Annotated in this window: 24 protein-coding genes and 2 pseudogenes; 15 read left to right on the top strand and 11 right to left on the bottom strand. The window is 69.9% G+C overall.

Annotated elements, in window-relative coordinates; genetic code table 11:
• Positions 1-752 (bottom strand): SLATT domain-containing protein (locus tag JS521_RS00550; RefSeq protein ID WP_205080730.1); only part of this gene is annotated, 752 nt, incomplete at its 3' end.
• A 298-nt stretch (positions 753-1,050) separates the two neighbouring features.
• On the opposite strand from JS521_RS00550, the gene JS521_RS00545 reads away from it, so the two are divergent.
• From JS521_RS00545 to JS521_RS00535, 3 genes are all read left to right on the top strand, one after another.
• Positions 1,051-1,395 (top strand): YbaB/EbfC family nucleoid-associated protein, encoded by a 345-nt coding sequence (locus JS521_RS00545; RefSeq protein ID WP_205080737.1) that lies wholly within the window; start codon positions 1,051-1,053, stop codon positions 1,393-1,395.
• Positions 1,396-1,532: 137 nt separating this feature from the next.
• Entirely contained in the window at positions 1,533-2,132 is a 600-nt protein-coding gene (recR, locus tag JS521_RS00540) for a recombination mediator RecR (RefSeq protein WP_205080729.1), read from the top strand.
• A 101-nt stretch (positions 2,133-2,233) separates the two neighbouring features.
• Entirely contained in the window at positions 2,234-2,893 is a 660-nt protein-coding gene (locus tag JS521_RS00535) for a DUF5063 domain-containing protein (RefSeq protein WP_205080728.1), read from the top strand.
• A 30-nt stretch (positions 2,894-2,923) separates the two neighbouring features.
• Here JS521_RS00535 and JS521_RS36315 read toward each other — a convergent pair whose 3' ends face one another.
• Together JS521_RS36315 and JS521_RS36310 are read right to left on the bottom strand one after the other, a co-directional pair.
• Positions 2,924-3,331 (bottom strand): Rossmann-fold NAD(P)-binding domain-containing protein, encoded by a 408-nt coding sequence (locus JS521_RS36315; RefSeq protein WP_239486559.1) that lies wholly within the window; start codon positions 3,329-3,331, stop codon positions 2,924-2,926.
• On the bottom strand, positions 3,264-3,638 hold the full coding sequence (locus JS521_RS36310) for an SDR family oxidoreductase (protein ID WP_239486558.1): 375 nt from the start codon (positions 3,636-3,638) through the stop codon (positions 3,264-3,266). The genes JS521_RS36315 and JS521_RS36310 overlap by 68 nt, the downstream gene beginning before the upstream one ends.
• 236 nt (positions 3,639-3,874) lie before the next feature.
• Here JS521_RS36310 and JS521_RS00525 point away from each other — a divergent pair, with 236 nt between their 5' ends.
• From JS521_RS00525 to JS521_RS00500, 6 genes are all read left to right on the top strand, one after another.
• Positions 3,875-4,360: an SgcJ/EcaC family oxidoreductase gene (locus JS521_RS00525; RefSeq protein ID WP_205080736.1), complete on the top strand. Its 486-nt coding sequence runs from the start codon at positions 3,875-3,877 to the stop codon at positions 4,358-4,360.
• Positions 4,361-4,472: 112 nt separating this feature from the next.
• Positions 4,473-6,602 (top strand): LamG domain-containing protein, encoded by a 2,130-nt coding sequence (locus tag JS521_RS00520; RefSeq protein ID WP_205080727.1) that lies wholly within the window; start codon positions 4,473-4,475, stop codon positions 6,600-6,602.
• A 224-nt stretch (positions 6,603-6,826) separates the two neighbouring features.
• Positions 6,827-8,098 (top strand): aspartate kinase, encoded by a 1,272-nt coding sequence (locus tag JS521_RS00515; protein ID WP_047177900.1) that lies wholly within the window; start codon positions 6,827-6,829, stop codon positions 8,096-8,098.
• On the top strand, positions 8,095-9,165 hold the full coding sequence (locus JS521_RS00510; RefSeq protein WP_205080726.1) for an aspartate-semialdehyde dehydrogenase: 1,071 nt from the start codon (positions 8,095-8,097) through the stop codon (positions 9,163-9,165). The genes JS521_RS00515 and JS521_RS00510 overlap by 4 nt, the downstream gene beginning before the upstream one ends.
• A gap of 275 nt (positions 9,166-9,440) precedes the next feature.
• Complete coding sequence (locus JS521_RS00505) at positions 9,441-10,103, top strand: SigE family RNA polymerase sigma factor (protein WP_205080725.1); 663 nt, start codon at positions 9,441-9,443, stop codon at positions 10,101-10,103.
• Positions 10,100-11,659 (top strand): hypothetical protein, encoded by a 1,560-nt coding sequence (locus JS521_RS00500; protein WP_205080724.1) that lies wholly within the window; start codon positions 10,100-10,102, stop codon positions 11,657-11,659. The genes JS521_RS00505 and JS521_RS00500 overlap by 4 nt, the downstream gene beginning before the upstream one ends.
• On the opposite strand, the gene JS521_RS00495 is transcribed toward JS521_RS00500, so the two are convergent.
• Together JS521_RS00495 and JS521_RS00490 are read right to left on the bottom strand one after the other, a co-directional pair.
• Positions 11,629-12,558, bottom strand: coding sequence for an SURF1 family protein (locus tag JS521_RS00495; protein ID WP_205080723.1), 930 nt, complete (start codon positions 12,556-12,558; stop codon positions 11,629-11,631). The genes JS521_RS00500 and JS521_RS00495 overlap by 31 nt on opposite strands.
• A gap of 62 nt (positions 12,559-12,620) precedes the next feature.
• The gene (locus JS521_RS00490; RefSeq protein ID WP_205080722.1) at positions 12,621-14,438 is read right to left on the bottom strand and encodes a S9 family peptidase; all 1,818 of its coding nucleotides are present in this window, start codon (positions 14,436-14,438) and stop codon (positions 12,621-12,623) included.
• Between the two features lie 89 nt (positions 14,439-14,527).
• Here JS521_RS00490 and JS521_RS00485 point away from each other — a divergent pair, with 89 nt between their 5' ends.
• On the top strand, positions 14,528-15,367 hold the full coding sequence (locus JS521_RS00485) for a class I SAM-dependent methyltransferase (RefSeq protein WP_205080721.1): 840 nt from the start codon (positions 14,528-14,530) through the stop codon (positions 15,365-15,367).
• Positions 15,368-15,580: 213 nt separating this feature from the next.
• Positions 15,581-15,961 carry a nuclear transport factor 2 family protein gene (locus JS521_RS00480; RefSeq protein WP_205080735.1) on the top strand — a complete coding sequence of 127 codons (381 nt, stop codon included), beginning with the start codon at positions 15,581-15,583 and terminating at the stop codon, positions 15,959-15,961.
• A 54-nt stretch (positions 15,962-16,015) separates the two neighbouring features.
• On the opposite strand, the gene JS521_RS00475 is transcribed toward JS521_RS00480, so the two are convergent.
• The 3 genes and pseudogenes from JS521_RS00475 to JS521_RS00465 form a co-directional block, all read right to left on the bottom strand.
• Positions 16,016-16,822: an SGNH/GDSL hydrolase family protein gene (locus tag JS521_RS00475; RefSeq protein ID WP_205080720.1), complete on the bottom strand. Its 807-nt coding sequence runs from the start codon at positions 16,820-16,822 to the stop codon at positions 16,016-16,018.
• A 263-nt stretch (positions 16,823-17,085) separates the two neighbouring features.
• A pseudogene (locus JS521_RS00470) lies at positions 17,086-17,253 on the bottom strand (molybdopterin-dependent oxidoreductase); the annotation flags it as partial.
• A gap of 75 nt (positions 17,254-17,328) precedes the next feature.
• Positions 17,329-17,723: pseudogene (locus JS521_RS00465) on the bottom strand (TOBE domain-containing protein).
• Positions 17,724-17,995: 272 nt separating this feature from the next.
• Between JS521_RS00465 and JS521_RS00460 the strand changes: the two are divergent.
• Positions 17,996-18,775, top strand: a complete 780-nt coding sequence (locus JS521_RS00460) for a DUF899 family protein (protein ID WP_205080718.1) — start codon at positions 17,996-17,998, stop codon at positions 18,773-18,775.
• On the opposite strand, the gene JS521_RS37155 is transcribed toward JS521_RS00460, so the two are convergent.
• Entirely contained in the window at positions 18,747-18,908 is a 162-nt protein-coding gene (locus tag JS521_RS37155) for an SDR family NAD(P)-dependent oxidoreductase (RefSeq protein WP_307847723.1), read from the bottom strand. The two genes, JS521_RS00460 and JS521_RS37155, sit on opposite strands and share 29 nt — an antisense overlap.
• Positions 18,909-19,033: 125 nt before the next feature.
• Between JS521_RS37155 and JS521_RS00450 the strand changes: the two genes are divergently transcribed.
• Positions 19,034-19,258, top strand: a complete 225-nt coding sequence (locus JS521_RS00450; protein ID WP_239486557.1) for a hypothetical protein — start codon at positions 19,034-19,036, stop codon at positions 19,256-19,258.
• Between the two features lie 235 nt (positions 19,259-19,493).
• Complete coding sequence (locus tag JS521_RS00445) at positions 19,494-20,582, top strand: DNA cytosine methyltransferase (protein ID WP_205080717.1); 1,089 nt, start codon at positions 19,494-19,496, stop codon at positions 20,580-20,582.
• Positions 20,583-20,642: 60 nt separating this feature from the next.
• Here JS521_RS00445 and JS521_RS00440 read toward each other — a convergent pair whose 3' ends face one another.
• Positions 20,643-21,503 carry a PmeII family type II restriction endonuclease gene (locus tag JS521_RS00440; protein WP_205080716.1) on the bottom strand — a complete coding sequence of 287 codons (861 nt, stop codon included), beginning with the start codon at positions 21,501-21,503 and terminating at the stop codon, positions 20,643-20,645.
• A gap of 565 nt (positions 21,504-22,068) precedes the next feature.
• Here JS521_RS00440 and JS521_RS00435 point away from each other — a divergent pair.
• Positions 22,069-22,602 carry a DUF4232 domain-containing protein gene (locus JS521_RS00435; RefSeq protein ID WP_205080715.1) on the top strand — a complete coding sequence of 178 codons (534 nt, stop codon included), beginning with the start codon at positions 22,069-22,071 and terminating at the stop codon, positions 22,600-22,602.
• Here JS521_RS00435 and JS521_RS00430 read toward each other — a convergent pair.
• Positions 22,568-23,623: a peptidase gene (locus tag JS521_RS00430; protein WP_239486556.1), complete on the bottom strand. Its 1,056-nt coding sequence runs from the start codon at positions 23,621-23,623 to the stop codon at positions 22,568-22,570. The two genes, JS521_RS00435 and JS521_RS00430, sit on opposite strands and share 35 nt — an antisense overlap.
• Between the last annotated feature and the right edge of the window lie 181 nt (positions 23,624-23,804).

Raw genomic sequence — 23,804 nt, 5'->3', positions numbered from 1 at the left:
GGCTCCCCCCGTCCCGCACTCCCCGTCGCCAGCGCCTGCATCCCCATCGGCGCGGGCCCCGCCCGGAACTCCACCATCCAGTCCGCCGTCTCCGACCGCACCAGCTCGGTCACGTCCTCGGAGAACCTCCGCAGCACCCCCAGGCACCGCTCGGCCGCCTCGCTGGCCGTGCCCTCGGTCGGCCCGAGCATCTCCCGTACGCACTCCGAGGCCCAGTCGAACTGGAGCACCTGGAGCCGCCGCTGCACCGCCTGGGCCGTGGCGAGGTTCCTTATCCACCCGGAGGTGAGGCCGAAATACCGGTCGCAGGCCATGCAGGCGGCCCCCAGCAGCAGCGACAGATAGCCCCAGCCCGCCGAGCCGCTCAGCGCGCCGGTCAGGTCGAGCAGCGGCAGAGCGGCCCCGGCGACCACCCCGGCGGCCGTCCCGATCCGTAACGTCCTCGCGGCGCGGCGCTTCCAGACGCGGTCGTTCAGATACCAGTCGGCGGTCTCCAGGGCCCCGGTCTCGACCCAGCGGTAGAGCTCGTCCAGCCGCTCGGCAGGCTCGCCCCAGTCCCCGAGGGGGAAGGGTCGCCCGGTCAGATCGCGCCCCCCGGCACGTCCCTCGGCACGTCCACCGACGCGACCGTTGGCGCTGTCCGCGGTCCTGGCCCCGTTCCCGGTAGCGGAACCATCTGCTCCGTTCTCACCGGATCCCGCATCGGACTCCTTGCGGGGCGGCCCTTCGGGCTGCATCTCCGGCTGACTCACCGGGGCACTCCTCTGCACTCTGACGGACGGGAAGGCTCCCGTGCTGTAACTCTGCGTCACTGGACATGCACGCTCGTGTGTCGATGTGCATGCCCTTCCTACCGCCGAATGGTGGGCCGCGGGGTCGAAATCGCGGGATTCCCGCCTGCGCAGGGCCGCTGGTCAGGTATAGGAGCACTCACGCCGGTTCTGAGATCTCACTCGAAAGAGTTGCCCCCCGGCGGGTGGAGCGCGGTGACCAAGGAACACGTAGGCTCGGCTTACCGAAACATTTGTCGTCGAAATGCCAGGAGTGACCGTGATTCCCGGTGGTGGCCAGCCCGATATGCAGCAGTTGCTCCAGCAGGCCCAGAAGATGCAGCAGGATCTCGCCGCGGCCCAGGAGGAACTGGCCAGGACCGAGGTCGACGGACAGGCGGGCGGCGGTCTGGTGAAGGCCACCGTGACCGGTTCCGGCGAGCTCCGCGCCCTGGTGATCGACCCGAAGGCGGTGGACCCGGAGGACACCGAGACGCTCGCCGATCTCGTCGTCGCGGCCGTCCAGGCGGCCAACGAGAACGCGCAGGCGCTCCAGCAGGAGAAGCTCGGCCCGCTGGCACAGGGCCTGGGCGGCGGGGGCGGCATCCCGGGCCTGCCGTTCTGACCGGACCGGCCACAGGCCCGTAGGTCTCACAGGCCGGTAGACCTCACAGCACCTGGGGTCTCACAGGCCCGCGAGGCCTACTGGTACCGACCCGTACCCACTACGGTACGGAGCAGGAAGCAAAGAAAGGCGTTCCGTTGTACGAAGGCGTTGTTCAGGACCTCATCGACGAACTGGGCAGGCTGCCCGGCGTCGGTCCCAAGAGCGCGCAGCGGATCGCCTTCCACGTCCTGCAGGCCGAGCCCACGGACGTACGCCGGCTCGCCCACGCCCTTCTGGAGGTCAAGGACAAGGTCCGGTTCTGCGCCGTGTGCGGCAATGTCGCGCAGCAGGAGCAGTGCGGGATCTGCCGGGACGCGCGCCGCGACCAGAGCGTCATCTGCGTGGTCGAGGAGCCCAAGGACGTCGTGGCGATCGAGCGGACGCGTGAGTTCCGGGGTCGCTATCACGTCCTGGGCGGGGCGATCAGCCCCATCGAGGGCGTCGGCCCGGACGACCTGCGCATCCGCGAGCTGCTGGCGCGGCTCGCGGACGGTTCCATCACGGAGCTGATCCTTGCGACCGACCCCAATCTGGAGGGCGAGGCCACCGCGACGTACCTGGCGCGGATGGTCAAGCCGATGGGCCTCAAGGTGACCCGGCTGGCCAGCGGTCTGCCGGTCGGCGGCGACCTGGAGTACGCCGACGAGGTCACTCTGGGCCGCGCCTTCGAGGGAAGGCGGCTGCTGGATGTCTGACAACGGCACCGACACCCCCGCCGTACGCCCCCTGTACGTACCGCACTCCGCTCTGCCGTCCGCTTCGCCGTCTGTGACCGCGCCCACGGGAGGTCCCCTCGATGTCTGACGCCACGCTGAACTCCGTCACGCAGGACCCGGGCGACTTCGCCGTCCAGATCGCGGACCAGATCAAGACGTTCATCGTCGCGGTCGCCGAGGTGTCCAAGGTCGACGAGCCGGAAGAGGCCGTCCCGGTCCTGCTCCTCCAGGTCTCCCAGCTCCTGCTTGCGGGCGGCCGCCTCGGCGCGTACGAGGACGTCCTGCCCGACGAGCGGTACGAGCCGGACCTCGGCGCGGAGCCGGACGCGGACGGCCTGCGCGAGCGGTTCGCGGTGCTGCTGGAGCCGATCGACGTCTACTCCGAGGTCTTCGACCCGTACGAGCCCCGCAAGGCCCCGGTCCCGCACCGCATCTCCGACGACCTGGCCGACCTGGTCACCGACCTCGGCCACGGCCTCGCGCACTACGAGGCGGACCGCACCGCCGAGGCGCTGTGGTGGTGGCAGTTCTCGTACTTCTCCAACTGGGGCTCCACCGCCTCCGCCACCCTCCGCGCCCTCCAGTCCCTGGTCGCCCACATCCGCCTCGGCCAGCCCCTGGAGGAGCTGGACGGCCTGGACATCGACCAGGACCCGGGCGAGGAGGACCTCGCCGAGGAGGCGGGCCGCGTGATGCTCCAGGAGATCGCGGGGCCGCTGGGGCTGCGGCCGGTGAAGTAGCCGCCCAACTGCCGCGCCCCGCGCCCCGGTTCACCGGAACGCGCCGGTGTTCTCCTCGGCCCAGCGGCGGAAGGTGCGGGCGGGGGAGCCGGTGACGCGGGCCACGGTGTCGTGCACGGCCGGCAATGCGTCGTTGACGTCGCCGCCCATCAGATCGAGGACGCTGTTCGCGACCTCGGCGCCCATCACGGCGGCCATCGACCCGTACGCCTCCTCCCGCGCGATCCCGACGCAGGTCACCTCCCGGCCCAGCACCCGCCCCAGCTCATGGGCCTGCTGCCGGGGCGAGATCCTTTCCGGTCCGGTGAGTTGGTACGTCCGCCCCCGGTGCCCCGGTCCGGTCAGCGCCGCGTGGGCCGCCGAGGCGATGTCAGCGGGGTGGACGGACGGCAGCCCGACGTCCGCGTACGGCACGCGCACCACGGACTCGTCGCGCACGGACCCCGGTGCGCGCGACGGCCGCGAGCGTGTCGCGGTAGCTGGGGAAGAGCCTGGGTCTCGACGGTGATGGAGGAGACCAGCACCACGTGATCAGGAACAGTGAACGCGCCCCGCCCAGTGCGGACTTCAGTGACGCGGCCTGTTCCAGATCTCCTTCCGCTACCTCGATCCCGTCGGGGACCGAGGCCTCGGCGCGTCCCGCGTCGCGGGTCAGCGCCCGTACGCCGGCTCCGAACCCGTCCGCGTACAGCTGCCGCAGCAGCTCCCTGCCGATGTTCCCGGTCGCACCGGTCACCAAAATCATCGCTGAGCGCTCCTCTGCCCGGTCAGGGCCTGCACGGTCACGGCCTGTTCGATACCGAGGACGCTAGGACCTCAACCACCCTGGAGATCAGGGACGTTGGAGGAGGCCCGGGGGGCCTTGACCTCAACTGCGCCTGAGGGCAGAAGCTCCGGGGGAACGGCCGAAGCAACGGCCGCATCCCACAAGGAGATTCGCCATGAGCGCCATGCCTCCCGTCACCCCCGCGCCCCACCGTCATCGGCGTACCCGCTCCGCAGGAGGACGTCGACGCCATCGTCGCGTTCGTCGCCGGCGTGCAGGAGGCCCAGCTGAACGCGGATCCCGACGCCTTCCTCGTCGGGTTCCGCGAGGACGCCGTCTGGACGACGGCCCACGGCAAGCGGCTGACCGGCCTGCCGGAGATCAGCGCCTTCACCCGCAAGGTGCTGCCCCCGCAGGCGGACTCCCCGGTGGCCGCCACGTACACGGTCGACCTGATCCTCTTCATCCGCCCCGACGTGGCCGCCGTGAAAATCCGTCAGCGCCCGGCGGCCCGTGCCGGAGGCGCGTACCTGGACGAGATCTTCCACGGCCAGGAAGACCCCGATCCGCTCATGGCCGCCCACCCCGAGGCGGTCCCCGGCACTCCGACCTATGTGCTCGCCAAGGACGACGGGATCTGGCGCGTCGCGGCCGCGCAGAACACCCAGGTCCTCGACGTGGAGACGCTGACGGCGGGCTGAGCCGGTCGTCCTGGCGTGCGGATATCCGGAGGCGGTTGTCGCACCCGGTTGTTAATCTCCCTCAGCTCTTGATCTCCGATCTTCAAGGGCCGGACAGGGGAGGGGAACGCGCATGACAGGACGTACAGGACAGAGACAGGCGGGACGAGCGAGACGGGCGGCCGCCGCGGCGGTGATCGCCGCCGGGACGGTGCTGGCGACGCCGGGCACCGTACTGGCGGCGGCGGGTGACGGGCTGCCGAAGCAGCCGCGGATCGCCGATCTGGCGACGGGCGGCGCGGAATGCGCCCCCGGGGAGGACCGGCCGTATGTGGAGACCGTTCCGCAGGTGACGGCGCGGCTGTACGGGCCCGGGGGCGGGCAGCCGGGTGAAGCGAGCCGGGTCCGGGGCGAGTTCGAGGCGTGGTGGCAGGGCGAGGGCGGCGCCGAGGAGCGCGTGTCCATGACCACCACCACGATGCACGACACCGCCCCGTTCACGTGGCAGCTGCCGAGCACCGTCCCCGACGAGACCGTCGTGTCCTGGCGGGTGCGGGCCGTCAACGACGCGGGGGCCTCCGCCTGGAGCAGCGAAGGGGCGGGCGCACCCTGCGAGTTCGTCTACGACCGCACAAGGCCCGACGCCCCGGTCGTCACGTCCTCCGACTATCCGGACGACGACACGTGGACGCCCGGTGTCGGTGTCCGGGGCACCTTCCGGTTCACGGCGCAGGCCGAGGACATCGTCGCCTTCGCCTACGAGTTCATGGGTGAGCCACCGCGCACGGCAGACGTCCGGCCCGACGGTTCGGCCGAGATCCGCTTCGTGCCGCGGAAGTCCGGCCGCCAGATTCTCTCGGTACAGGCGCAGGACCGGGCGGGCAATCGCAGTGCGCGCGCCGACTACACCTTCCTGATCGGGGAAGGGCCCGCCCCGGTGGCCCGGTGGAAGCTCGCCGACGCGGCGGGCTCCCGTTCGGCCGCCGCCGAGACGGGCACCGCCGCCCGGGCCGGCGCGGGGGCCGCGTTCGGCGCGCCCGCGCCCTCCGGCACCCCGCTCACCTCCACCGCCTCGCTCGACGGAACGGGCCACGGCTTCCTGACGCCGGGGGCCCCGGTCGTCGCCGACACCGCGAAGGACTTCGACGTGGGCGGCTGGGTCCGGCCGGAGCGCGTGGACGGCACCCGTACGGTCCTCTCCCAGGACGCGGGCGCGGCACGCGCCTTCACTCTGGGGCTCACCCAGGCCGGTTCCGGACCCGCCTGGTCCTTCGCCGTCGGCGGGGCGCGGATCACGGGCGGGCTGCCCGAGACCGGCGACTGGGCGTACGTGCTCGGCCAGTACGACGCGGAGACCGGCACGGCCCGGCTGTACGTGAACGGCCGCGCGGTCGGCGAGGAGACCGCAGCCGTCCCCGTGGCGGGCCAGGGCGACTTCCAGATCGGCCGGGCGCGCGGGGCGCAGGGCTACCGCGACCGCTGGCAGGGCGAGATCGGTGACGTACGGGCGTACGACCGGATCGTCGTGCCCGAGGAGCTGACGGCCCTCGCCACCCGGGCCGCGCAGCGCGTCGGCCACTGGGCGCTGGACACCGCGCCGGACGGCCTCGCCCCGGAGTCGGACGGGGGAGCGCCGCTGAAGCTGGGCGCGGGGGCCTCGGTCTACCGCCTCGACGACGACCCCTGTGACCCCTTCGACCCGTTCTGCGACCGGGACTGGCCGCTGGAGGGCGACGGACACCTGCGTCTCGACGGCGTCGCGGGCCACGCGGCCACGGAGGCCCCGGTGGTCGACACCTCGGGGAGCTTCACGGTCAGCGCCCGCGTCCGGCTCACCGACGACGCCCCGGCGACGCCGATGACCGCCTTCTCCCAGGGCGGCGAGCACGGCGACGCCTTCAAGGTGCGCTTCGACCCGGAGAACTCCAGCTGGGACCTGGTGCTGGCGCACGCCGACGAGCCGGGCGCCCCGGAGACCGTGCTCCGCCGGATCGAGTGGCCCGACGGGGACATCGGGTCGGGCCACCGGGTCACCGTCGTGCACGACGCGTCCGCCAACCAGGTGTCCTTCTACGTGGACGGGTCGAAGGACGCCGAGGGCGGCACCGCGGCCCTCGACACGGCCTGGAAGAGCACCGGCGGGCTCCAGCTCGGCCGGGGCCGCACCGCCGACGGCTGGGGCGAGCAGCTGAAGGGCGTGGTGGACGGCGTGTACGCCTACGAGGGCGTGCTGTCCGAGACGCAGATCAGTCAGCTGCCGTAACCAGGTGTGTCCCGGCTCGCGCTTTCCGTACGGAGGGTGTGGGCTGGGACACAAACGGGAGTGCCCGGCGGTCGGGCTGGGCAGCAGCCTCGTACGAGCAGTTCGGAGCGACACGCCGTACCGGGTGGTGAGCGGGACATCTCACCATCTGGTAGTGGACGGGTCGATTCCGGACTGCTCGTTAAACTGAGCCGACCGCAGTAATGACTGAGCGAGGAGCGCACGTGGGCCTTGTCGTGCAGAAGTACGGAGGCTCCTCCGTAGCCGATGCCGAGGGCATCAAGCGGGTCGCCAAGCGAGTCGTCGACGCCAAGAGGAACGGCAACCAGGTGGTTGTCGTGGTGTCCGCGATGGGCGACACGACGGACGAGTTGATAGATCTCGCCGAGCAGGTGTCTCCGATGCCTACCGGTCGAGAGTTCGACATGCTGCTGACCGCGGGTGAGCGGATCTCCATGGCCCTGCTGGCCATGGCGATCAAGAACCTGGGCCACGAGGCCCAGTCGTTCACGGGCAGCCAGGCCGGTGTCATCACCGACTCGGTCCACAACAAAGCGCGCATCATCGACGTCACCCCGGGCCGCATCCGGACCTCGATCGACGAGGGCAACATCGCCATCGTCGCCGGGTTCCAGGGCGTGTCCCAGGAGGGCAAGAACATCACCACCCTCGGCCGCGGCGGATCGGACACGACCGCCGTCGCGCTGGCCGCCGCGCTGGACGCCGAGGTCTGTGAGATCTACACCGACGTCGACGGCGTCTTCACCGCGGACCCCCGGGTCGTGAAGAAGGCGAAGAAGATCGACTGGATCTCCTTCGAGGACATGCTGGAGCTGGCCGCGTCCGGCTCCAAGGTGCTGCTGCACCGCTGCGTCGAGTACGCACGCCGTTACAACATCCCGATCCACGTCCGCTCGTCCTTCTCCGGACTGCGCGGCACCTGGGTCAGCAACGAGCCGCAAGGGGACCAGCAGGTGGAGCACGCGATCATCTCCGGAGTCGCCCACGACGTCTCGGAGGCCAAGGTCACCGTCGTCGGCGTCCCGGACAAGCCGGGCGAGGCGGCCGCGATCTTCCGCGCCATCGCGAACGCCGAGGTCAACATCGACATGGTGGTGCAGAACGTCTCCGCCGCGACGACCGGCCTGACGGACATCTCCTTCACCCTGCCCAAGGCCGAGGGCCGCAAGGCCATCGACGCCCTGGAGCGGACCCGGAGCACCATCGGTTTCGACTCGCTCCGCTACGACGACCAGATCGCCAAGATCTCCCTGGTCGGCGCGGGTATGAAGACCAACCCGGGCGTCACCGCCGGCTTCTTCGAGGCGCTCTCCGACGCGGGCGTGAACATCGAGCTGATCTCGACATCCGAGATCCGCATCTCGGTGGTCACCCGCGCCGACGACGTCAACGAGGCCGTGCGCGCCGTGCACACCGCCTTCGGGCTCGACAGCGACTCCGACGAGGCCGTCGTCTACGGAGGCACCGGCCGATGACGGAACACCGCCCTTCGCTCGCGGTCGTCGGTGCGACCGGGGCGATCGGCGGTGTCATGCTCCGGATCCTCTCGCAGCACGCGGACGTCTGGGGCGAGGTCAGACTCGTCGCCTCACCGCGCTCGGCCGGCCGGAAGCTGGTCGTGCGCGGTGAGGAGAGCGAGGTCCTCGCGCTCGCCGAGGACGTGTTCGACGGCATCGACGTGGCCCTCTTCCTGGTGCCGGACGAGGTGTCCGCCCGCTGGGCCCCGATCGCCGCCGCCAAGGGCGTCGTCGTCATCGACGACTCCGCGGCCTTCCGGCTCGACGACGACGTGCCGCTGGTCGTCCCGGAGATCAACCCCCATGCCGCACGGCTCAGGCCGCGCGGCATCGTCGCGTCCCCGAACTGCACCACGCTGTCGCTGATCGTCGCGGTCGGCGCGCTGCACGCCGAGTTCGGGCTCCGCGAGCTGATCGTCTCCTCGTACCAGGCCGTCAGCGCCGTGGGCCGGGACGGCGTCGCCGCGCTGCGCGAACAGCTTGCCCTGGTCGCCGGTACGGAACTGGGCACCCAGCCCGGAGACGTACGCCGGGCCCTGGGCGACGAGGCATCCACGGCCAAGAGCCCGTTCGCCGCGCCCGTCGCCCTGAACGTCGTGCCCTGGGCCGGTACGGACGCCGGGGACGGCTGGTCCTCCGAGGAGATCGCCATCCGCGAGGAGTGCCGCAAGGTGCTCGGCATGCCGGACCTGAAGACCACCGCGACCTGCGTGTACGTCCCTGTCGTCGCCACCCACTCGATGTCCGTCCACGCCCGCTTCGAGAACGAGGTCGCCGTCGACAAGGCGCACGAGATCCTGGCGACCGCCCCCGGCGTGGTGCTGTTCGACAGCCCGGCCTCCGGAGATTTCCCGACCCCGTCCGACGTGGTCGGTACCGACCCCACCTGGGTGGGCCGCGTCCGGCGGTCGATGGACGACCCGCATGCCCTGGAAATGTTCCTTTGCGGCGACAATCTCCGAAAAGGTGCGGCTTTGAACGTGGCGCAGATCGCCGAATCGGTCGCCGCGGAATTCCCCCGGTGATGATCGAACCTCTTTTGTAGGATCTGTGAACGCCCTATGAGGAATTCGCTGGTCTGAACCTCTTGAGCTGGGACGTTGTCGTATCCGACGATGATCTCCCGGCCATCTGCAACCGCGCCTCGGCCGGGCTGCGTCTATGCCGTCACTTTGTGCGTGGCCGGACGCTATTACGGGGCATTTGGGGAAGAGCAGGTACGTATGAGGGCATGTCGCACAGCGTCGAACGTGGCGCCGTCCGCGTACAACCCTGATGGGGGGCAGCGTGTCCAACAGGCGTGGCAGAGGTTCTCGACATCACAGTGGTGGGCCCGTTGCGAGGCGCTTCGGTGCGTCCGCTCCGGCGGCCCCGCGCGCCCGGCGGCATGCCGGTGATCGCGCCCATGCCCGCTGCGCGCCCGGCCTCGCTGCCCTCGCAGCGCGGGGGTGCTGACGAGACGGTGGCAGCAGGAACCACAGTCGACCATCTCACCGAGACCTACCGCGCCCACTACCGCTCCCTGCTCGGCCTCGCGGCCCTGCTGCTGGACGACACCGCGTCCTGCGAGGACGTGGTGCAGGAGGCGTTCATCCGGGTGCACTCCGCGCGCAACCGCGTCCGCGAGCCCGAGAAGACCCTGGCCTACCTCCGGCAGACCGTCGTCAACCTCTCGCGCTCCGCGCTCCGCCGCCGCATCCTCGGGCTGAAGCTGCTCTCCAAGCCGATGCCGGACATGGCGAGTGCGGAGGAGGGCGCCTACGACCAGCTGGAGCGGGACGCGCTGATCAAGGCGATGAAGGGGCTCCAGCGACGCCAGCGCGAGGTGCTGGTGCTGCGCTACTTCGCGGACATGACGGAGGCCCAGGTGGCCGAGACGCTGGGCGTCTCGCTGGGGTCGGTGAAGGCATACGGTTCGCGGGGCATCGCGGCGCTGCGTGTGGTGATGGAGGCCCAGGCATGAGCGGGTCCGACCAGCACTCCGATATCCCTGAGCACAGGCACGAGAATGACCCGACGGGAAACGGAATTGTGAACCACGGGCCGGAGAAGACTCCGCACACCGATCCGGATGACCGACCGCACGGCGAGAGCCCGAGTCCCGGACAGAGCCCGAGTCCCGGACAGGGTGAGACCCCGGAACCCGCGCCGCCCGTGCGGGTGGACAACGAGGCCGCCGAGGACCCCGACGAGCGGGACGCGGGCGAACGAGCCCCGGCGCCGGCGGACGCGGGCACGGAAACCTCCTCGGACGCGGTGACGGACACTCCCGCGACCACCGACGCCGGTGGGGGCCCCGATGAGGGCGCCGGTGAGGGCCGCCCCAACGCGGGCAACGCCCCAGACAAGGCCCCTGGCAGCACCCCCGACAACACCACCGGCAGCACACCCGACAACACCACCGGCAGCACCCCCGGCACGTCCGACAACGCCTCCGGCACGTCCGACGACGACGTCCTCGCCACGCTGACCGACCTCTTCGCCGAAGGCAGACGCGCCCCCGCGTCCGACCAGCCGGGCGAGCTGGACGAGGTCGCCCTGCGCCGCCTGCTGCACGGTGCGGTGCGCGACATCGCCCCCTCCGATGGAACCCTCGACCACCTCCACCGCGCCGTCCCCGCCCGCCGGGCCAGGCGGCGGCAGGCCGTCGTCGGGGCGGCCGCGGCGGCCCTGCTGATCGGCACCGCCGTCCCCGCCTTCGTCCATGTCGCGGCCTCGGACGGCCCGTCCACCGCCCGCCCCGCCATCGCCGGACACGGCGAGCAGGCCCAGGGCGGCAACGGGGACGAGACCGGGCCCGAGGAGCCGGGCCGGCGGAGCGTGGAGCCCACCGAGCGCGAGAGCGAGGGCAGCGCGGGAGACGCCTCCCCGGACCCGAGCCCCTCCCAGGGCGAGGGAAGCGACCCGGACGGGGCGGTGGCGGGCGAGAAGCCCGACTCCCCGAGCGTGGATTTCGCGTCCCTGCCGGTCTGCGACCCGAGCCAGCTCGGCGTCGCGTCCGCGGGCACCGACGCGCCGGGAGCAGACGGCACGGTCTACGGCAGCTTCAGGATCGCCAACGTGTCCGGCAAGGACTGCACGGTCAGCAGCAACGGCACGGTGGGCTTCACCGCCCTCGGCGCCGCCGACTCGCAGAAGATCGTCGTCGTCCAGCACGCCGCCGGCGACGCGGCCCCCGGCCTGCCCGACCCGTCCCAGGAGCCGGGCACGGTGCTGCTGAAGCCGGCCATGGCGTACGAGGTGCGGTTCGCCTGGGTGCCGACCGACACCTGTCCGACCGTGGGCCCCTCACCGAGCCCGACCCCCTCGGCGGACGGCGCGGGAGGCTCGGTGGGCGAGGGCTCCGACAACCAGTCCGGCGTCGACGCGCAGTCGCTGTACGACGACGGCGGGACCACGGCCGAGGGCAGCGTCGCCGTGACGCACACCCCGGAGACGGGCGCGCCCACGGCGCAGACGGAGATCCCCAACGCCTGCTCGGGCACGATCTACCGCACGGGCGTGCTCGCCACGTCGTAGTCCGGCGAAGACGGGTCCTCCGGGGCGCTCTGCGCGTCCTGGGGGGCCTTCGAGCCCGGAGCGGCGTCCTCCGGGGCATCCCGGGCAGTCGGGTCCTCCGGGGCGTCCTCCGACCCCGGAGCGGGTTCCTCCGGTACGAGGCCGAGCGCGATGTCCCGCTCGGCCTCGGCCTCGCGCCGCACCAGCCGGAACCACATGAAGAGCACGAAGGCGGCGAAGACGAACCACTCGCCCGTGTACCCCAGGTTCTGGAAGGCCTTCAGATCGAGGCCGCTGCCCTCCGGGGCCGCCGCGGGCACGGGTTTCATGGCTCCGCCCGTACCACCCGCCTCGGGCTCGGGAAGCGTCACCCAGGCGTCGAACACGTCGTACGGGACGAGGTTCACCAGGGTCGCCGCGCTGATCATGCCGATCTGGCCCCCGGGGAGCCCGCCCCGGACATCGACGCCGTCGCTGTGGGTGTTCTCGGAGGCCTGGAGGTCGCCGGTCACCGTGACCTCGCCCTTCGGCGCGGCGGGCACCTTGGCGTCGCTCGCGGACCCCGGCAGCCAGCCCCGTACCACCGGCAGGGCCTTGCCGCTGTCCGTACGCAGCATGTTCAGGACGTAGAAGCCCTGACGGTCGTCCAGCTTCCGGCCGGGCACCAGGAACTGGTCGGCGTACGTCCCCGTGGCGATGGCCGGGCGGCCGGACGTCACCTTGTCGACGGGCAGCAGCTCGTCCAGGGGTTTCGCGGCCCGGGTGCTCGGATCGGGGGCCTTCTCCGCCTGTTCGTGCGACTGGACGCGCTCCTCGAAGCGGCCGAGCTGCCAGGTGCCCATGAACACGCAGAACGGGATGGCCAGCACGACGAAGAGGTTGATCCCCCACCACCGTGGGGTCAGCAGGAACCGGTACACCCCTCCACGGTACGGTTCCCCGCCCCGGGCACCCGGGGCGGGGTCCGTAATTTATCCGGCCCTTACGCCCCTTGGACGGCACCCCCGCCCAGGTGCTTCAGCGCGAACTCCAGCTCCAGCCGCACCTGCTTGATCCGCTCCTCCACCACCAGCGAGCCGTGCCCGGCGTCGTAGCGGTAGACCTCGTGGACCGCGTCGCGCGCCGCCAGCCGGTCCACGTAGTTCTCCACCTGACGGATGGGGCAGCGCGGATCGTTGACGCCCGCCGAGATGTACACGGGGGCGCGCACCGCGTCGACGTACGTCAGCGGGGACGAGGCCTCGAAGCGCTCGGGCACCTCCTCCGGCGTGCCGCCCAGCAGCGTGCGGTCCATCGCCTTCAGGGCCTCCATCTCGTCGTGGTACGCCGTGACGTAGTCCGCGACGGGGACGGCCGCCAGACCCAGCGCCCACGCGTCGGGCTGGGTGCCCAGCCCGAGGAGCGTCAGATAGCCGCCCCAGGAGCCGCCGGCCAGGACCAGGCGGTCCGGGTCGGCGAGCCCGGACTTCACCGACCAGTCCCGTACGGCTGCGATGTCCTCCAGCTCGATCAGGCCGACCCGGTGCTTCAGCGCGTCCGTCCAGGCGCGGCCGTATCCGGTGGAGCCCCGGTAGTTGACCCGGACGACCGCGAAGCCGTGGTCCACCCAGGCGGCGGGTCCGGAGGCGAAGGCGTCACTGTCGTGCCAGGTCGGCCCGCCGTGGATCTCGAAGATCGTCGGGAACGGGCCGTCCCCGGCAGCCGGCTTCTGCACGAGGGCGTGGATCCGGCCGCCCGGCCCCTCCACCCACGCGTCCTCGACGGGCACCGACGGCGGGGCCTTCGCCCCCGGCGGGTCCAGGACCACCGCGCCGCTCGTCGACCGCACCACGGGCGGCAGCGCGGCGGAGGACCACAGGTACTCCACGGTGCCGTCCGGGCGGGCCGTGGCGCCCGACACCGTACCGGCGGGGGTCTCCACGCGTACGGGCTCCGCCGCCCCCGGCTCGTACCGCCACAGCTCGCTGCGGGCCTCGAAGCTGTGCTCGATGAGCAGCGCGGAGCCGTCCGGATACCACTCGGCCCCCACGTCGCCCGGCAGGTCGACCGGCAGCGCGGTCTCCGTGCCCGCGACCGGATCCCAGATCATCGGCTCCCACCGGCCCCGGCGCTGATGCCCGACGAGCAGCCGGCTGTCCCCGGCCACGGGCGCGAAGCCCAGCACGGCGAGCCCCAGCTCCTTCGTGCCGCCCTCGGTGTCGTCCAGCTCGGCCACCGTCGAGCCGTCCGGGCGCACCACGCGCAGCGCGGAGTGCATGGCGTCACCGTGCTCCGTGTGCTCCAGCGCGATCAGCGTCCCGTCGTGGGAGAGGTCCCCGACGCCCGCGGACTCCCGGTGCCGGTAGATCTCCACGGGCTCGGCGCCCGGCGTCCGCATCAGGTGGACCGTCGTGCCGTCCTCGTCGGTCGAGCGGCCTACCACCGCCGAACCGTCCCGCCCGATGGCCAGCCCCGCCGGGTAGGAGGGGGCGAGACCCGGCACGGCCGGCTCGTCCTGACCACCGCCGAACGGCTGGCGCATCCACACGCCGAACTCGTCGCCGTCGGTGTCGCTGAACCACCAGATCGCTTCCCCGTCCGGCGTCAGCACACCGTCGGTGGTCCCGTTGGGCCGGTCGGTCACCTGCCGCTGCCGCCCGCCCGCCCGGTCCCACGCGTACAGCTCGTAGGTCCCGGTGGCGTTGGAGACGAACAGAGAGCGGTCAGGGGCGTCCTCGGCCCAGTCGGGCAGGGACACCCGGGGCGCGCGGAACCGCTGCTCCCACTCCGGCGTGGTCGAGGCGTTCTGTGATTCGCTCATGCCCCCATCCAACCCGATCGGCCACTTTGCCGGGGAGCCTGTGGATAACCACTCGCACCCCCGTCCCGCCTGTGGGTAACTTCCCGGGCATGTACTCCCCGACTCCGGACGACTGGCACGAGACCAACCGCGCGCGCTGGGACGAACGCGTGCCGATCCACGTGGCGAGCGACTTCTACGAGCTGGACGCGTTCCGGGCGGGCAAGGACGTGCTGCGCGCCTTCGAGCTGGCCGAGGTCGGGGACGTCAGGGGCAAGACCCTGCTGCATCTCCAGTGCCATTTCGGCCTGGACACCCTGTCCTGGGCGCGGCACGGCGCCGCACAGGTCGTGGGCCTCGACTTCTCCGAGCCCGCCGTCGAGACCGCCCGGGACCTTGCCGGGACGCTGGGTCTCGGCCCGGACAGAGCGGCGTTCGTCGTGGCCGACGTGTACGACGCGCCGGCCGCCGTCCCCGACTCCGCGTACGACATCGTCTACACGGGCATCGGCGCGCTGGGCTGGCTGCCCGACATCGACCGCTGGGCCGAGACCGCCGCGTCGCTGGTCGCGCCCGGCGGGTTCCTCTACCTGGTGGAGTTCCACCCGCTGACCGACTCGATGGACACGACCGGTTCGACGGTCACCGACGACTACTTCAGCCGGGACGCCTGGGTGGACGAGACGCCGGGCACGTACGCCGACCTCGACGCGCCCACTGTGCACAACCGCAGCGTCGAGTGGCAGCACCCGGTGGGCCGGGTGGTGACGGCGCTCGCCTCGGCGGGGCTGCGGATCGAGTTCCTCCACGAGCACGATGTCTCCCTCGTCCAGCGGTTCGACACGCTGGAGCGCCACGCGGACGGCCACTACCGCTTCCCGGCGGGGCGGCCGAGGATCCCGCTGATGTATTCGGTCAAGGCGTCGCGGCCTGCCGGGAGTCAGGGATAACCGCAGGTCGCAGCCGCCCTGCGGAGCTTCTCCGGCCGATTGTCAGTGGCGGGGTACAGACTCGTTCCCATGACCGACACGACAGGCGGAACGGTGGGCGGAGCCACGCCCGCGACTGCTTCCAGCACCGTTTCCAGCACTGCTTCCAACACCGCTCCCGGCACCACGCCCGGGACGGCTTCCGGGATCACGACGGCCGCACTGCGCGGGGCGGTGGAGACGTACTGGTCGGCGGCCGAGGCGCGCGACTGGGGCGCGTTCGGGGCGACCCTCGCCGAGGACGTGGTGTACGACCTGCCGCAGACGCGCGAGCGGATCCGCGGCAAGGAGCGGTATCTCCGGTTCAACCAGGAGTATCCGGGCGACTGGCACGTCCGGGTCGAGCGGATCGTCGCCGACGCGGAGGGCCGGCAGGCCGCAGCCCGGACCGGGTTCACCGTGATGGGGGAGCAGGAGGGCGAGCCGGCGCAGGAGTTGGACGCCATTCACTTCTTCACGTTCGACGAGGAGGGGCTGATCACCGGGGTGACGGACTTCTGGCCCGAGTCGTACGAGCCTCCGGCCGGCCGCGAGCACCTGGTCGAGCGCTACTGAGAGAGGCGGCCCACCGGTCGCCCGGTGAACCGCCTCTCCACGACGCGAGCGGTCCTACACCGCCGAGCGGAAGGCGGGCAGATAGCCGCCCGACTGCCCTGCGGCCTTGGGGTGGTAGGAGTTCTCGATCGGGACGGTGACGCTGTGGATCCAGGCGTCGCCCGAGCACAGCTCATGTCCGGTGAACTCGTCCACCACACTGGAGAAGGTGAACCCGGCGTCGGCGGACCGCTTGGCGAGGACGTCGTTCAGCACGTCCGACGCGTTGTTGATCGCGGCCCGTTCGGCCTCGCTGAGCCCGGCGATGCAGCTGCCGGACAGCTGGTAGAAGCGGGGGTAGCCGAGGACCACGACCTGCGCCTGCGGGGCGCCGGCCCGGATGCCGTCGTACAGCGCGTCCAGGCTGCCGGGCAGGGTGCTGTTCATCTGCCCGACGGCCGCGTCCACGCCGGCGAGGCAGGTGGCCTCGCTGCCGAGCACGCAGTCCTGCATGACGTCGGCGAACCCGACGTCATTGCCTCCGGCGGTGACGCTGACCAGCGAGGTGGACGCGCTGAGCACGCCGAGCTGACTGCTCGCCACCGACGAGGTCGTCGCCCCCGAGCAGGCGACGAAGTCGAACGAGGCGGGGGAGTTCGCCGCCTGCCACAGGTAGGGGTAGGCGGCGGTGCTGCGCCGGCAGTCGCCGCTGTCGGGGAGGTAGCCCCCGGCGCCGACGCCGGAGGAGTAGGAATCGCCGAGCGCGACATAGCCGCCCGCGGCGGCCGAGTCGGTCGCGGAAGCCGGCCCCGCGACACCGATGGCCGCGATTGCGGCGAGCGCGAGAGTGGTGAGGGATGCCCGAATTCTCCGTACTGACATGGCTGCCAGCCCTTCGAAGCGTGGGGGGATGTGGGGAATTCAGTTTCTAGCAGCTCCCGGTACCCGCCGGTAATGGCCGTGCAAGAAGTCGTCTGATATGCCCGAAGGATCGTTCGGTGGGTCGTGCTCCGCGCGTAGATAAACCTCAACTCGGTGATGAGGTAAGCAAGTTCGGGGGAATTCTGTGCGCCCCGGCGAGCCTCAAGAGACCCGCCGGTTCATCCGGACGGTCCAACGCCGGTTCCGCGGACGGGCGCTGAGGTTCAGCCTCCGGTGTACGGGGGAAGAAGTGCGGCCCCGACCCAGACCCGGGTGATGGCGCTGACGTAACGAGCCCCGCACCGGTCCCGCGGCATCACCAGCTGGCTGCCGTCCGGCTCCAGCGGCCGGTCGTCCATGCGGGTCGCGAGCAGGACGGGCGCGTCGCCGAAGCGACCTGGCCCGGCTGGACCACAAACTGAACTTGAAGACGGCGTTGCTCTGCCGCTGAGCCGGGGCTTTCGGCCCTACGTCCGGTCGATGTGCACGTTGGTCGACTTCACCCGGGCCGTGGCGGTCACCCCGACCGCGATGCCGAGTTCGTCGACCGCCTCGCGGCTCAACAGGGAGACGAGCCGGTGCGGCCCGGACTGGATCTCCACCTGGGCCACGATGTCGTCGACGGTGACCGCGGTGACGATTCCGGCGAACGAGCAACGCACCGAGGTCCGGGTCTCCCCGGGCACGGGATGCAGCCCGGCGTCCCGGTCCTTGGCGAACGCGGCGAGCCCGACCCCGTCGATCACCCGGTTCCCCGACCCGTCCCGTTCCATGGCGAGCTGCCCCCGTCGGCCCGGCGGCGGACGGTCTCCGAACTGACGCCGAGCAGCTCCGCGGCCCGGCCGATGCTGTACGTCGGCACGGAGGCACTCCAGGGGGTGCCGGACACCCCCTGGGCCGAAAGACGCTCCGCGCCCACGGCGGCGACGCCGAACCGGCCGGACCGTCCCCACAGAGACGGCCCCGAGGAGCTTGCGGCTCGCCGTGCCGCCCCAGGAGCTGGATCGGACCGACAGCTCCTGGGAAACTCACCTGCCGCGGCCCACTCGGCCTCCGGCTGACAGAGGGGGCGGCTGACAGAGGGGGCGGCTGACAGAGGGGGCGGCTGATGGCGTACGACGACGGGACACGACCGTGACCGAGAACGACAGCAGCGCACCGGCCCCCGACCGCGCACCGGCCCTGCCGCCGGTGGCCGACCGGGCCGCCTTCGAGGCCGAACTGCACGCACTGCGGATCCGCGAGAAGGCGCACACCCGGGAGGGCGACGCGATCGCGGCGGCCAGGCGCCGGCTGCCCATGGTCGAGGTGGACGCCGGCCTCGAACTGACCGGGCCGGACGGGCCGGTGACGCTGCTCGACGCGTTCGAAGGACGCCGACAGCTGATCGCGTACTACTTCATGTGGCACGACGGCCACGAGGCGGCCGACCAGTGCGAGGGCTGCACCTGGGTCACCAACCAGGTGCGGGAGCTGGAGTTCCTGCACTCCCGTGACATCACGTACGCCGTCTTCTGCCAGGGCCCGTACGAGGAGAGCCGCCGCTACCGGGACTTCATGGGCTGGGAGATGCCCTGGTACTCCGCACTCCCCTCGAACGACGAGCTGCTGACCGGACGCCAGGTCGGCAGCATGCACATTGTCTGCTACCTCCGCGAGGGCGACCGGGTCTACGAGACGTACTGGACGACGCTGCGCGGGGTGGAGGTGATGGACTACGACTACGCGCTGATCGACCTGACCGTGTACGGCCGCCAGGAACTCTGGGAGGACTCGCCCTCCGGCTGGCCGCAGACCATGGACGCACCTCCCGAGCACCCCATGCGCACCAACGGGCGGCCCATCCCCCAGTGGTCCCGCATCGAGGCCGGACGCTCCGACGACCTCACACCCGGCCCCCGACGAAACACATAAGGCGAGGAAGCCGGCCACTGTCCACCAGGGCCTCGCCCCGGGCCTGGTCCCGTCCGTGCAGAACGACGTGCGCGCCCTGGCGGGCCAGGTTCTGCGCGACAGCTTTGCCGATACCCGACATCGCGCCGGTCACCAGTGCGATACGGCCCTGAAGTGCGGTGTTGCTGTCATTGTCATGGTCTTCTCTCCGGTGCGGATCCGGTGCGGATCGTGGCGCGCCGCGTGGATCACCCACGGGGCGCCGCCACGCAAGCCACTATGGATCGCAGATGTTCTGTCTGCCCGCGCGACCGCCGCGCCCGACAGGTCCTGATCACCACCGGCCGCACCCGCCTCACCGAGGTGCGCCACAGCCTCGCCGCCACCGAAGCGCGTCTCCTCACCGACCTCGACGACGACGCGAGCCGACTGCGCACCCTGCTCTCCCGCGTGGCCCGAACCGCCCAGCGCGAGTCGACCGCACCGGACAAGGCGGCCTGCTGAGCAACGGCCCGAAAGGGATATCCGTCTGCCGGCATGGTCGGCAGTCGTCAAGTTTGACGCAGCGCAGTAGTGATCTCATGAGCGCAATATGGATTTCACTTTCCCCTGATGGAGATTTGCCCGGACAGTGTAGAATGCAGGGCGGCACATCGGTGCATCTCCGAGGCTGCCACAAAAATTGTGGAGAATGAAAAACATGAGGAGTGGCTGCCGAACCATGGGTGCACCAAATTGCGTGTCCCTCTTCTCGGGCGGGATGGGGCTGGACCTCGGACTGGAGCAAGCCGGGTTCGATATTCGTTTCGGCGCGGACAGCATGCCCGCCGCCGTTGCCACGGCTCAGGCGAACCGTCCACGCATGCCCTTCTACGGCAACGACATCAGGACTCTCTCGGCAGAGGACATCCGGCAGTCGGCCGGGTTGGCCGAGGGGGAAGTGGACCTACTGGCCGGCGGCCCGCCCTGTCAGAGTTTCAGCACGGCCGGCAAGCGGCTCGGTCTCGACGACTCGGAAAAAGGGCCACTCGTATTTGAATTCGTGCGCCTGGTGAAAGAACTGCAGCCCAAGGCATTCCTCATGGAGAATGTCAAGGGCTTGCTGTCTGCTTCCGTCACGTGGCGACAGCTCCCTTACAACAACAATGGAAAGGTTATCGATCAGCTGCACGGGTCGCTTCTCCGTGAGCTCTGCTCCCAGCTGGAGGAGCTTGGTTACAGCCTCAAATATCGTGAATTCAATTCGGCTGACTACGGAGTCCCTCAGGCCAGGCAGCGGGTCTTCCTGATCGGGTACAGGGACGGTTCACCTGTGTCCTTCCCCGAGCCCACCCATGCGAAAGAGTCAAGCCTGTTCCTGGAGCCTTGGCGCACCATCGGCGACGCCCTCGACGGCTTGGTTGATGATGATTCATTCTGCGCCAAATTCAGTGAGCGTAAGTTGAAATATCTGCGCATGGTTCCTGAGGGCGGCAACTGGAGGCACCTCCCGGAGGAGATTCAGAAAGAGTCCATGGGGCGCGCCTTCTATGCCAAGGGAGGGCGTTCGGGTTACTGGCGACGCCTGTCCTTCAGCTCTCCCTCCCCGACTATCCTCACCGAGCCGCAGAATGCAAGCACGGCCCTCTGCCACCCGGTGGAGGACAGGCCGCTCACTGTTCGGGAGTGCGCCCGTATCCAGACCTTCCCGGACGACTGGAAGTTTCACGGCCCGGGCCGTGATCAATACAAGCTCGTAGGGAACGCCGTCCCTGTGCTGCTGGCGCAGGCCATCGGTGAGCACGTGAAGTCGACGCTGGATTCGTGCGCAGCCGTACCTTCCGCTTAGGCGGGCGGCAGTAGCGTCATCCCTGTGCGCAAGGACTGGCGCTACTGGAACCGCAGCCGGTTACCTGTTCACTCTGCGGAAGAGCTTTGCATAGTCGATCTGGCCATCCCGATTCCCGATCTCTGGATGTGCCGCATGGGTAAGTCTGTCCAGCAGGTCCGGAACCAGGGTGTCGAGCACTTCGGATCGAAACTCGGAGCACAGGAGAGCGCACACCTCTCCCACCTTCACGTCGAAGTCGGTCTCACCTCCTCCGACTTGCTGCCAGAACTCCTTACTGGCAAGCGTAATGTATTCCTGGCCGGGCGGCTTCGTGGTCCGGGCTCTTCCGTAGCAGGGGGCGAAATATCCTACGAAAGTCTTCCCTTGGCTTCGGTACTGCTCTCTCACTCTGACGATGGTGTTCGACAGGTTCTTCCGTGAACTCATGGGCATGCAGTCCCAGCTCATCTTGACCTGATACCCATGAATCACCTCACTTGATTCGATGCTTTCGAAGTCGAAATCATCGGGAAGTCCAGGCTCCGACGCTCCAGGGAAACAAGCTTTGATGATGGCTTCGAGGAGATGCCCGACGGCCTCCTCCTCCGAGGCGTACAAGGCGCTCTGTACCTGAATCACTGCCCAGTCGCGAACTGTTTCCGCGCCGCGAATCCGCAAAAGAAACGGATTGGTTCTCTTCAGGCGCTCGGAAACCCTGAGCTTTGAGAACCTTTCACGCATGCGATTCACATAAAGGCGCTCAGATTCCGCGACTATGAACGCTGCTCGGTCATGATCCACTCGGAGGATGGCCGAGACCTGATCGGCCAGCTCCTCGTTCGAGGTCTGACGCTTGCCCTCGTCGTCGAAACCGAGGGGTTCCTGCACCGCCGAGGCCAGCTCTTGAGTGGTGACAGGTGGAGTGATGTCTGGGCGCATGCGGATCTTATTACCATGACCCCGACCTGCGTGAGACCACGTTTCCCAAGAGGCTGCCTGGGGCCATCCGGGAGTGCCCGGCTGACCCATGGGTTCCCGCGCCGGCCCCCTTCGTGCTGGATGCTCGTGGTGCCCGTGCGGAAGCGGCTCCGCGACACGCACAACAGCAGAGGCCCCGTCCTGGAATCAGTACCGGCCCTCTGACCTGCTACTCAGCTGTCGGGGTGGCGGGATTTGAACCCGCAGGGGCTGGTCGCGTTGCGGAAGTGAAGTGATTGGGTGTTGCCGGAGGGCCGACCTGCTGAGGCCGAGTAGGGCTCAGCCCCGGTCGCGGTGAATGCGTGCGTCGCGCTGCGGGTGTACGCGTGAGCGATCGCTTTGCCGAGCTCTCGCAGCCGGTAGGCCCGTGTGGAAGCAGATATCCGGTCACCTCGGTCCGGTCATTCGCTTCCTGTCCTCTTGTGACTGTTCAGTGACATTGGCGCCGATCCTCGCGGCAAGGCGACTGTCAGAGGAAGTTCCGACTGCCTCCGTACGTGAGCACGAACTGCAAGGAGGAACGAACATGGTCATCTCGCGAGCCACCATCGCCGTCACCGCTGCGGTCGCTTTCGCTGCCGCAGGAACGGGGGCGGCTTTTGCATCTGACGCCACATCGTCCACGGCGCGAGCTACGCAGGAATGCCAGCCTGGCACTCTGAAGGCGACCACGACGCAGCTCGGGACCGAACAGGCGGGTATGAACCATGCCGGGACGTTCCTGAAGCTCACCAACACCGGGAACGTCACATGCGTGCTTTCCGGCTACGCGGGCCTCGCCCTGGAAGGCGGCGGCCACACCGCGCTGCCGACGCAGACGGAACACGGTGACACCTACTTCGCCACGGACCCCGGGCCGCACGATGTCACCCTGCAGGCCGGCGACTCGGCCTACGCCGACCTCGTGTGGACGCACACCGGAGCTGATACGGCAGCCGCCCACTACCTGCAGATATCGCCCACGGGCGGCAACGCGCACAGCACCGTCCCCTTCGAACAAGACGTGGACAACGGTGATCTGTCGGTTACGGCCTGGAGTGACACCCCGCCCGCCGTCTGAGTCCCGTACCGGTCGGGCCGGTGGCGGTGCTGGCGTCCTTACCCGTCTCGATCAGGATCTGCGCGGTGTCGTTGGTCGCGTTGTGGTCGAAGGGGCGCTCCTGGCCGGTGAAGGAGACTTCGCCGGTGGTGCGGCCGACGGCCTTGTCGATGCGCAGGACGAAGGGGTAGCTCTCGCCGCCGTTCACGTCGACCCAGGACTGGGAGGTGCCGCAGCGGTAGTGGGTCGTGGTGACCGCGTCGCAGAATCCGTGGGCCTTGACGACGGAGGTGCCCTTCGGGATGTGGACGTCGACGGTGGTGACGCTCTCGTCGCGGTTGCCCTGGACGCGGGCGGGGCCCTTGTTGGCGAACTTCACCGTCGCGGTGACCTTGTCGCCCACCTTCCCCTTCGCCTCGGTGCCGGTCAGGGCGAAGTCTGCGGTGTTCGCAACGTTCACCTTGGCCTTGGCGACGGGCCCGGGGTGGTTCTGCCGGTCCGCGTCGGTGGCCGGATTCTTCTCCACGAGGGTGAGCGGGTCGCCGGTGCCCGGCACGGGCTCGCTGGAGCCGCCGTCGCCCGGGTCCGGCGCGTCCGTGCCGATCGTGACCCGCAGGTCCTCCCGGAACGCGGAGCCGAGCGCCTTGAGCGAGACGGGCTTCGCCGTGCCGTAGACGACACCCGGCTTCAGCGGCTGCTCGATCTTGCAGGAAGCGACGTTCGACGCGGGCATCTCGTCGTACGAGGGGACGGTGTAGTACGTGCAGTTCTTGTACGTCTCGTCCGCCTTCAGGCCCGGCGGCACGGCGTACGTCACCCAGACCGCGGGTACTTCCGCCGTTCCCTTGTTGAGGAAGGTGAGCGGGGTGGAGAACGAGCTTCCGGGCTGAACCCCCTTGACCGGTGCGATCGTTCCGACGCCGAGATCCGGCTCCGGGTCGGCGGCGAGCGCCGGCACGGCGCCGAGCGCCACCAGCGCTGCGGCGGCCACGGCGGCGGTCCCGCCGCGCAGGGTGCGGCTACGGGAATCTGAGATGCGCATGGAAGTCCTTCAATCGTGGGGCTGGTGGTGCAGGGAACAACGAACTGCGGTCCCTCACATCTCAAGACAGGCGCGAAACAAGGCGGGTTGTGCCGACCCGACCCTCCGTGGCAGAACACGGACATGAACGAACAGAATCAGCCACTAACTACCAACCGAGGCGCCATCAAGGACGAACCCG

This window comes from Streptomyces durocortorensis, from assembly GCF_016901035.1.
GTDB lineage: Bacteria > Actinomycetota > Actinomycetes > Streptomycetales > Streptomycetaceae > Streptomyces > Streptomyces durocortorensis.
The sequence above is the reverse complement of the archived record's forward strand: the minus strand, read 5'-3'. Positions and strand labels throughout refer to the sequence as shown.

What these genes read in the sequence shown, in the direction of transcription:
- JS521_RS00535 (WP_205080728.1), top strand. Translation starts at nt 2,234, where the DNA reads ATGTCTGACGCCACGCTGAACTCCGTCACGCAGGACCCGGGCGACTTC.
- JS521_RS36310 (WP_239486558.1), bottom strand. Translation starts at nt 3,638, where the DNA reads ATGATTTTGGTGACCGGTGCGACCGGGAACATCGGCAGGGAGCTGCTG.
- JS521_RS00520 (WP_205080727.1), top strand. Translation starts at nt 4,473, where the DNA reads ATGACAGGACGTACAGGACAGAGACAGGCGGGACGAGCGAGACGGGCG.
- JS521_RS00510 (WP_205080726.1), top strand. Translation starts at nt 8,095, where the DNA reads ATGACGGAACACCGCCCTTCGCTCGCGGTCGTCGGTGCGACCGGGGCG.
- JS521_RS00500 (WP_205080724.1), top strand. Translation starts at nt 10,100, where the DNA reads ATGAGCGGGTCCGACCAGCACTCCGATATCCCTGAGCACAGGCACGAG.
- JS521_RS00490 (WP_205080722.1), bottom strand. Translation starts at nt 14,438, where the DNA reads ATGAGCGAATCACAGAACGCCTCGACCACGCCGGAGTGGGAGCAGCGG.
- JS521_RS00485 (WP_205080721.1), top strand. Translation starts at nt 14,528, where the DNA reads ATGTACTCCCCGACTCCGGACGACTGGCACGAGACCAACCGCGCGCGC.
- JS521_RS00475 (WP_205080720.1), bottom strand. Translation starts at nt 16,822, where the DNA reads ATGTCAGTACGGAGAATTCGGGCATCCCTCACCACTCTCGCGCTCGCC.
- JS521_RS00450 (WP_239486557.1), top strand. Translation starts at nt 19,034, where the DNA reads ATGGATCGCAGATGTTCTGTCTGCCCGCGCGACCGCCGCGCCCGACAG.
- JS521_RS00440 (WP_205080716.1), bottom strand. Translation starts at nt 21,503, where the DNA reads ATGCGCCCAGACATCACTCCACCTGTCACCACTCAAGAGCTGGCCTCG.
- JS521_RS00435 (WP_205080715.1), top strand. Translation starts at nt 22,069, where the DNA reads ATGGTCATCTCGCGAGCCACCATCGCCGTCACCGCTGCGGTCGCTTTC.
- JS521_RS00430 (WP_239486556.1), bottom strand. Translation starts at nt 23,623, where the DNA reads ATGCGCATCTCAGATTCCCGTAGCCGCACCCTGCGCGGCGGGACCGCC.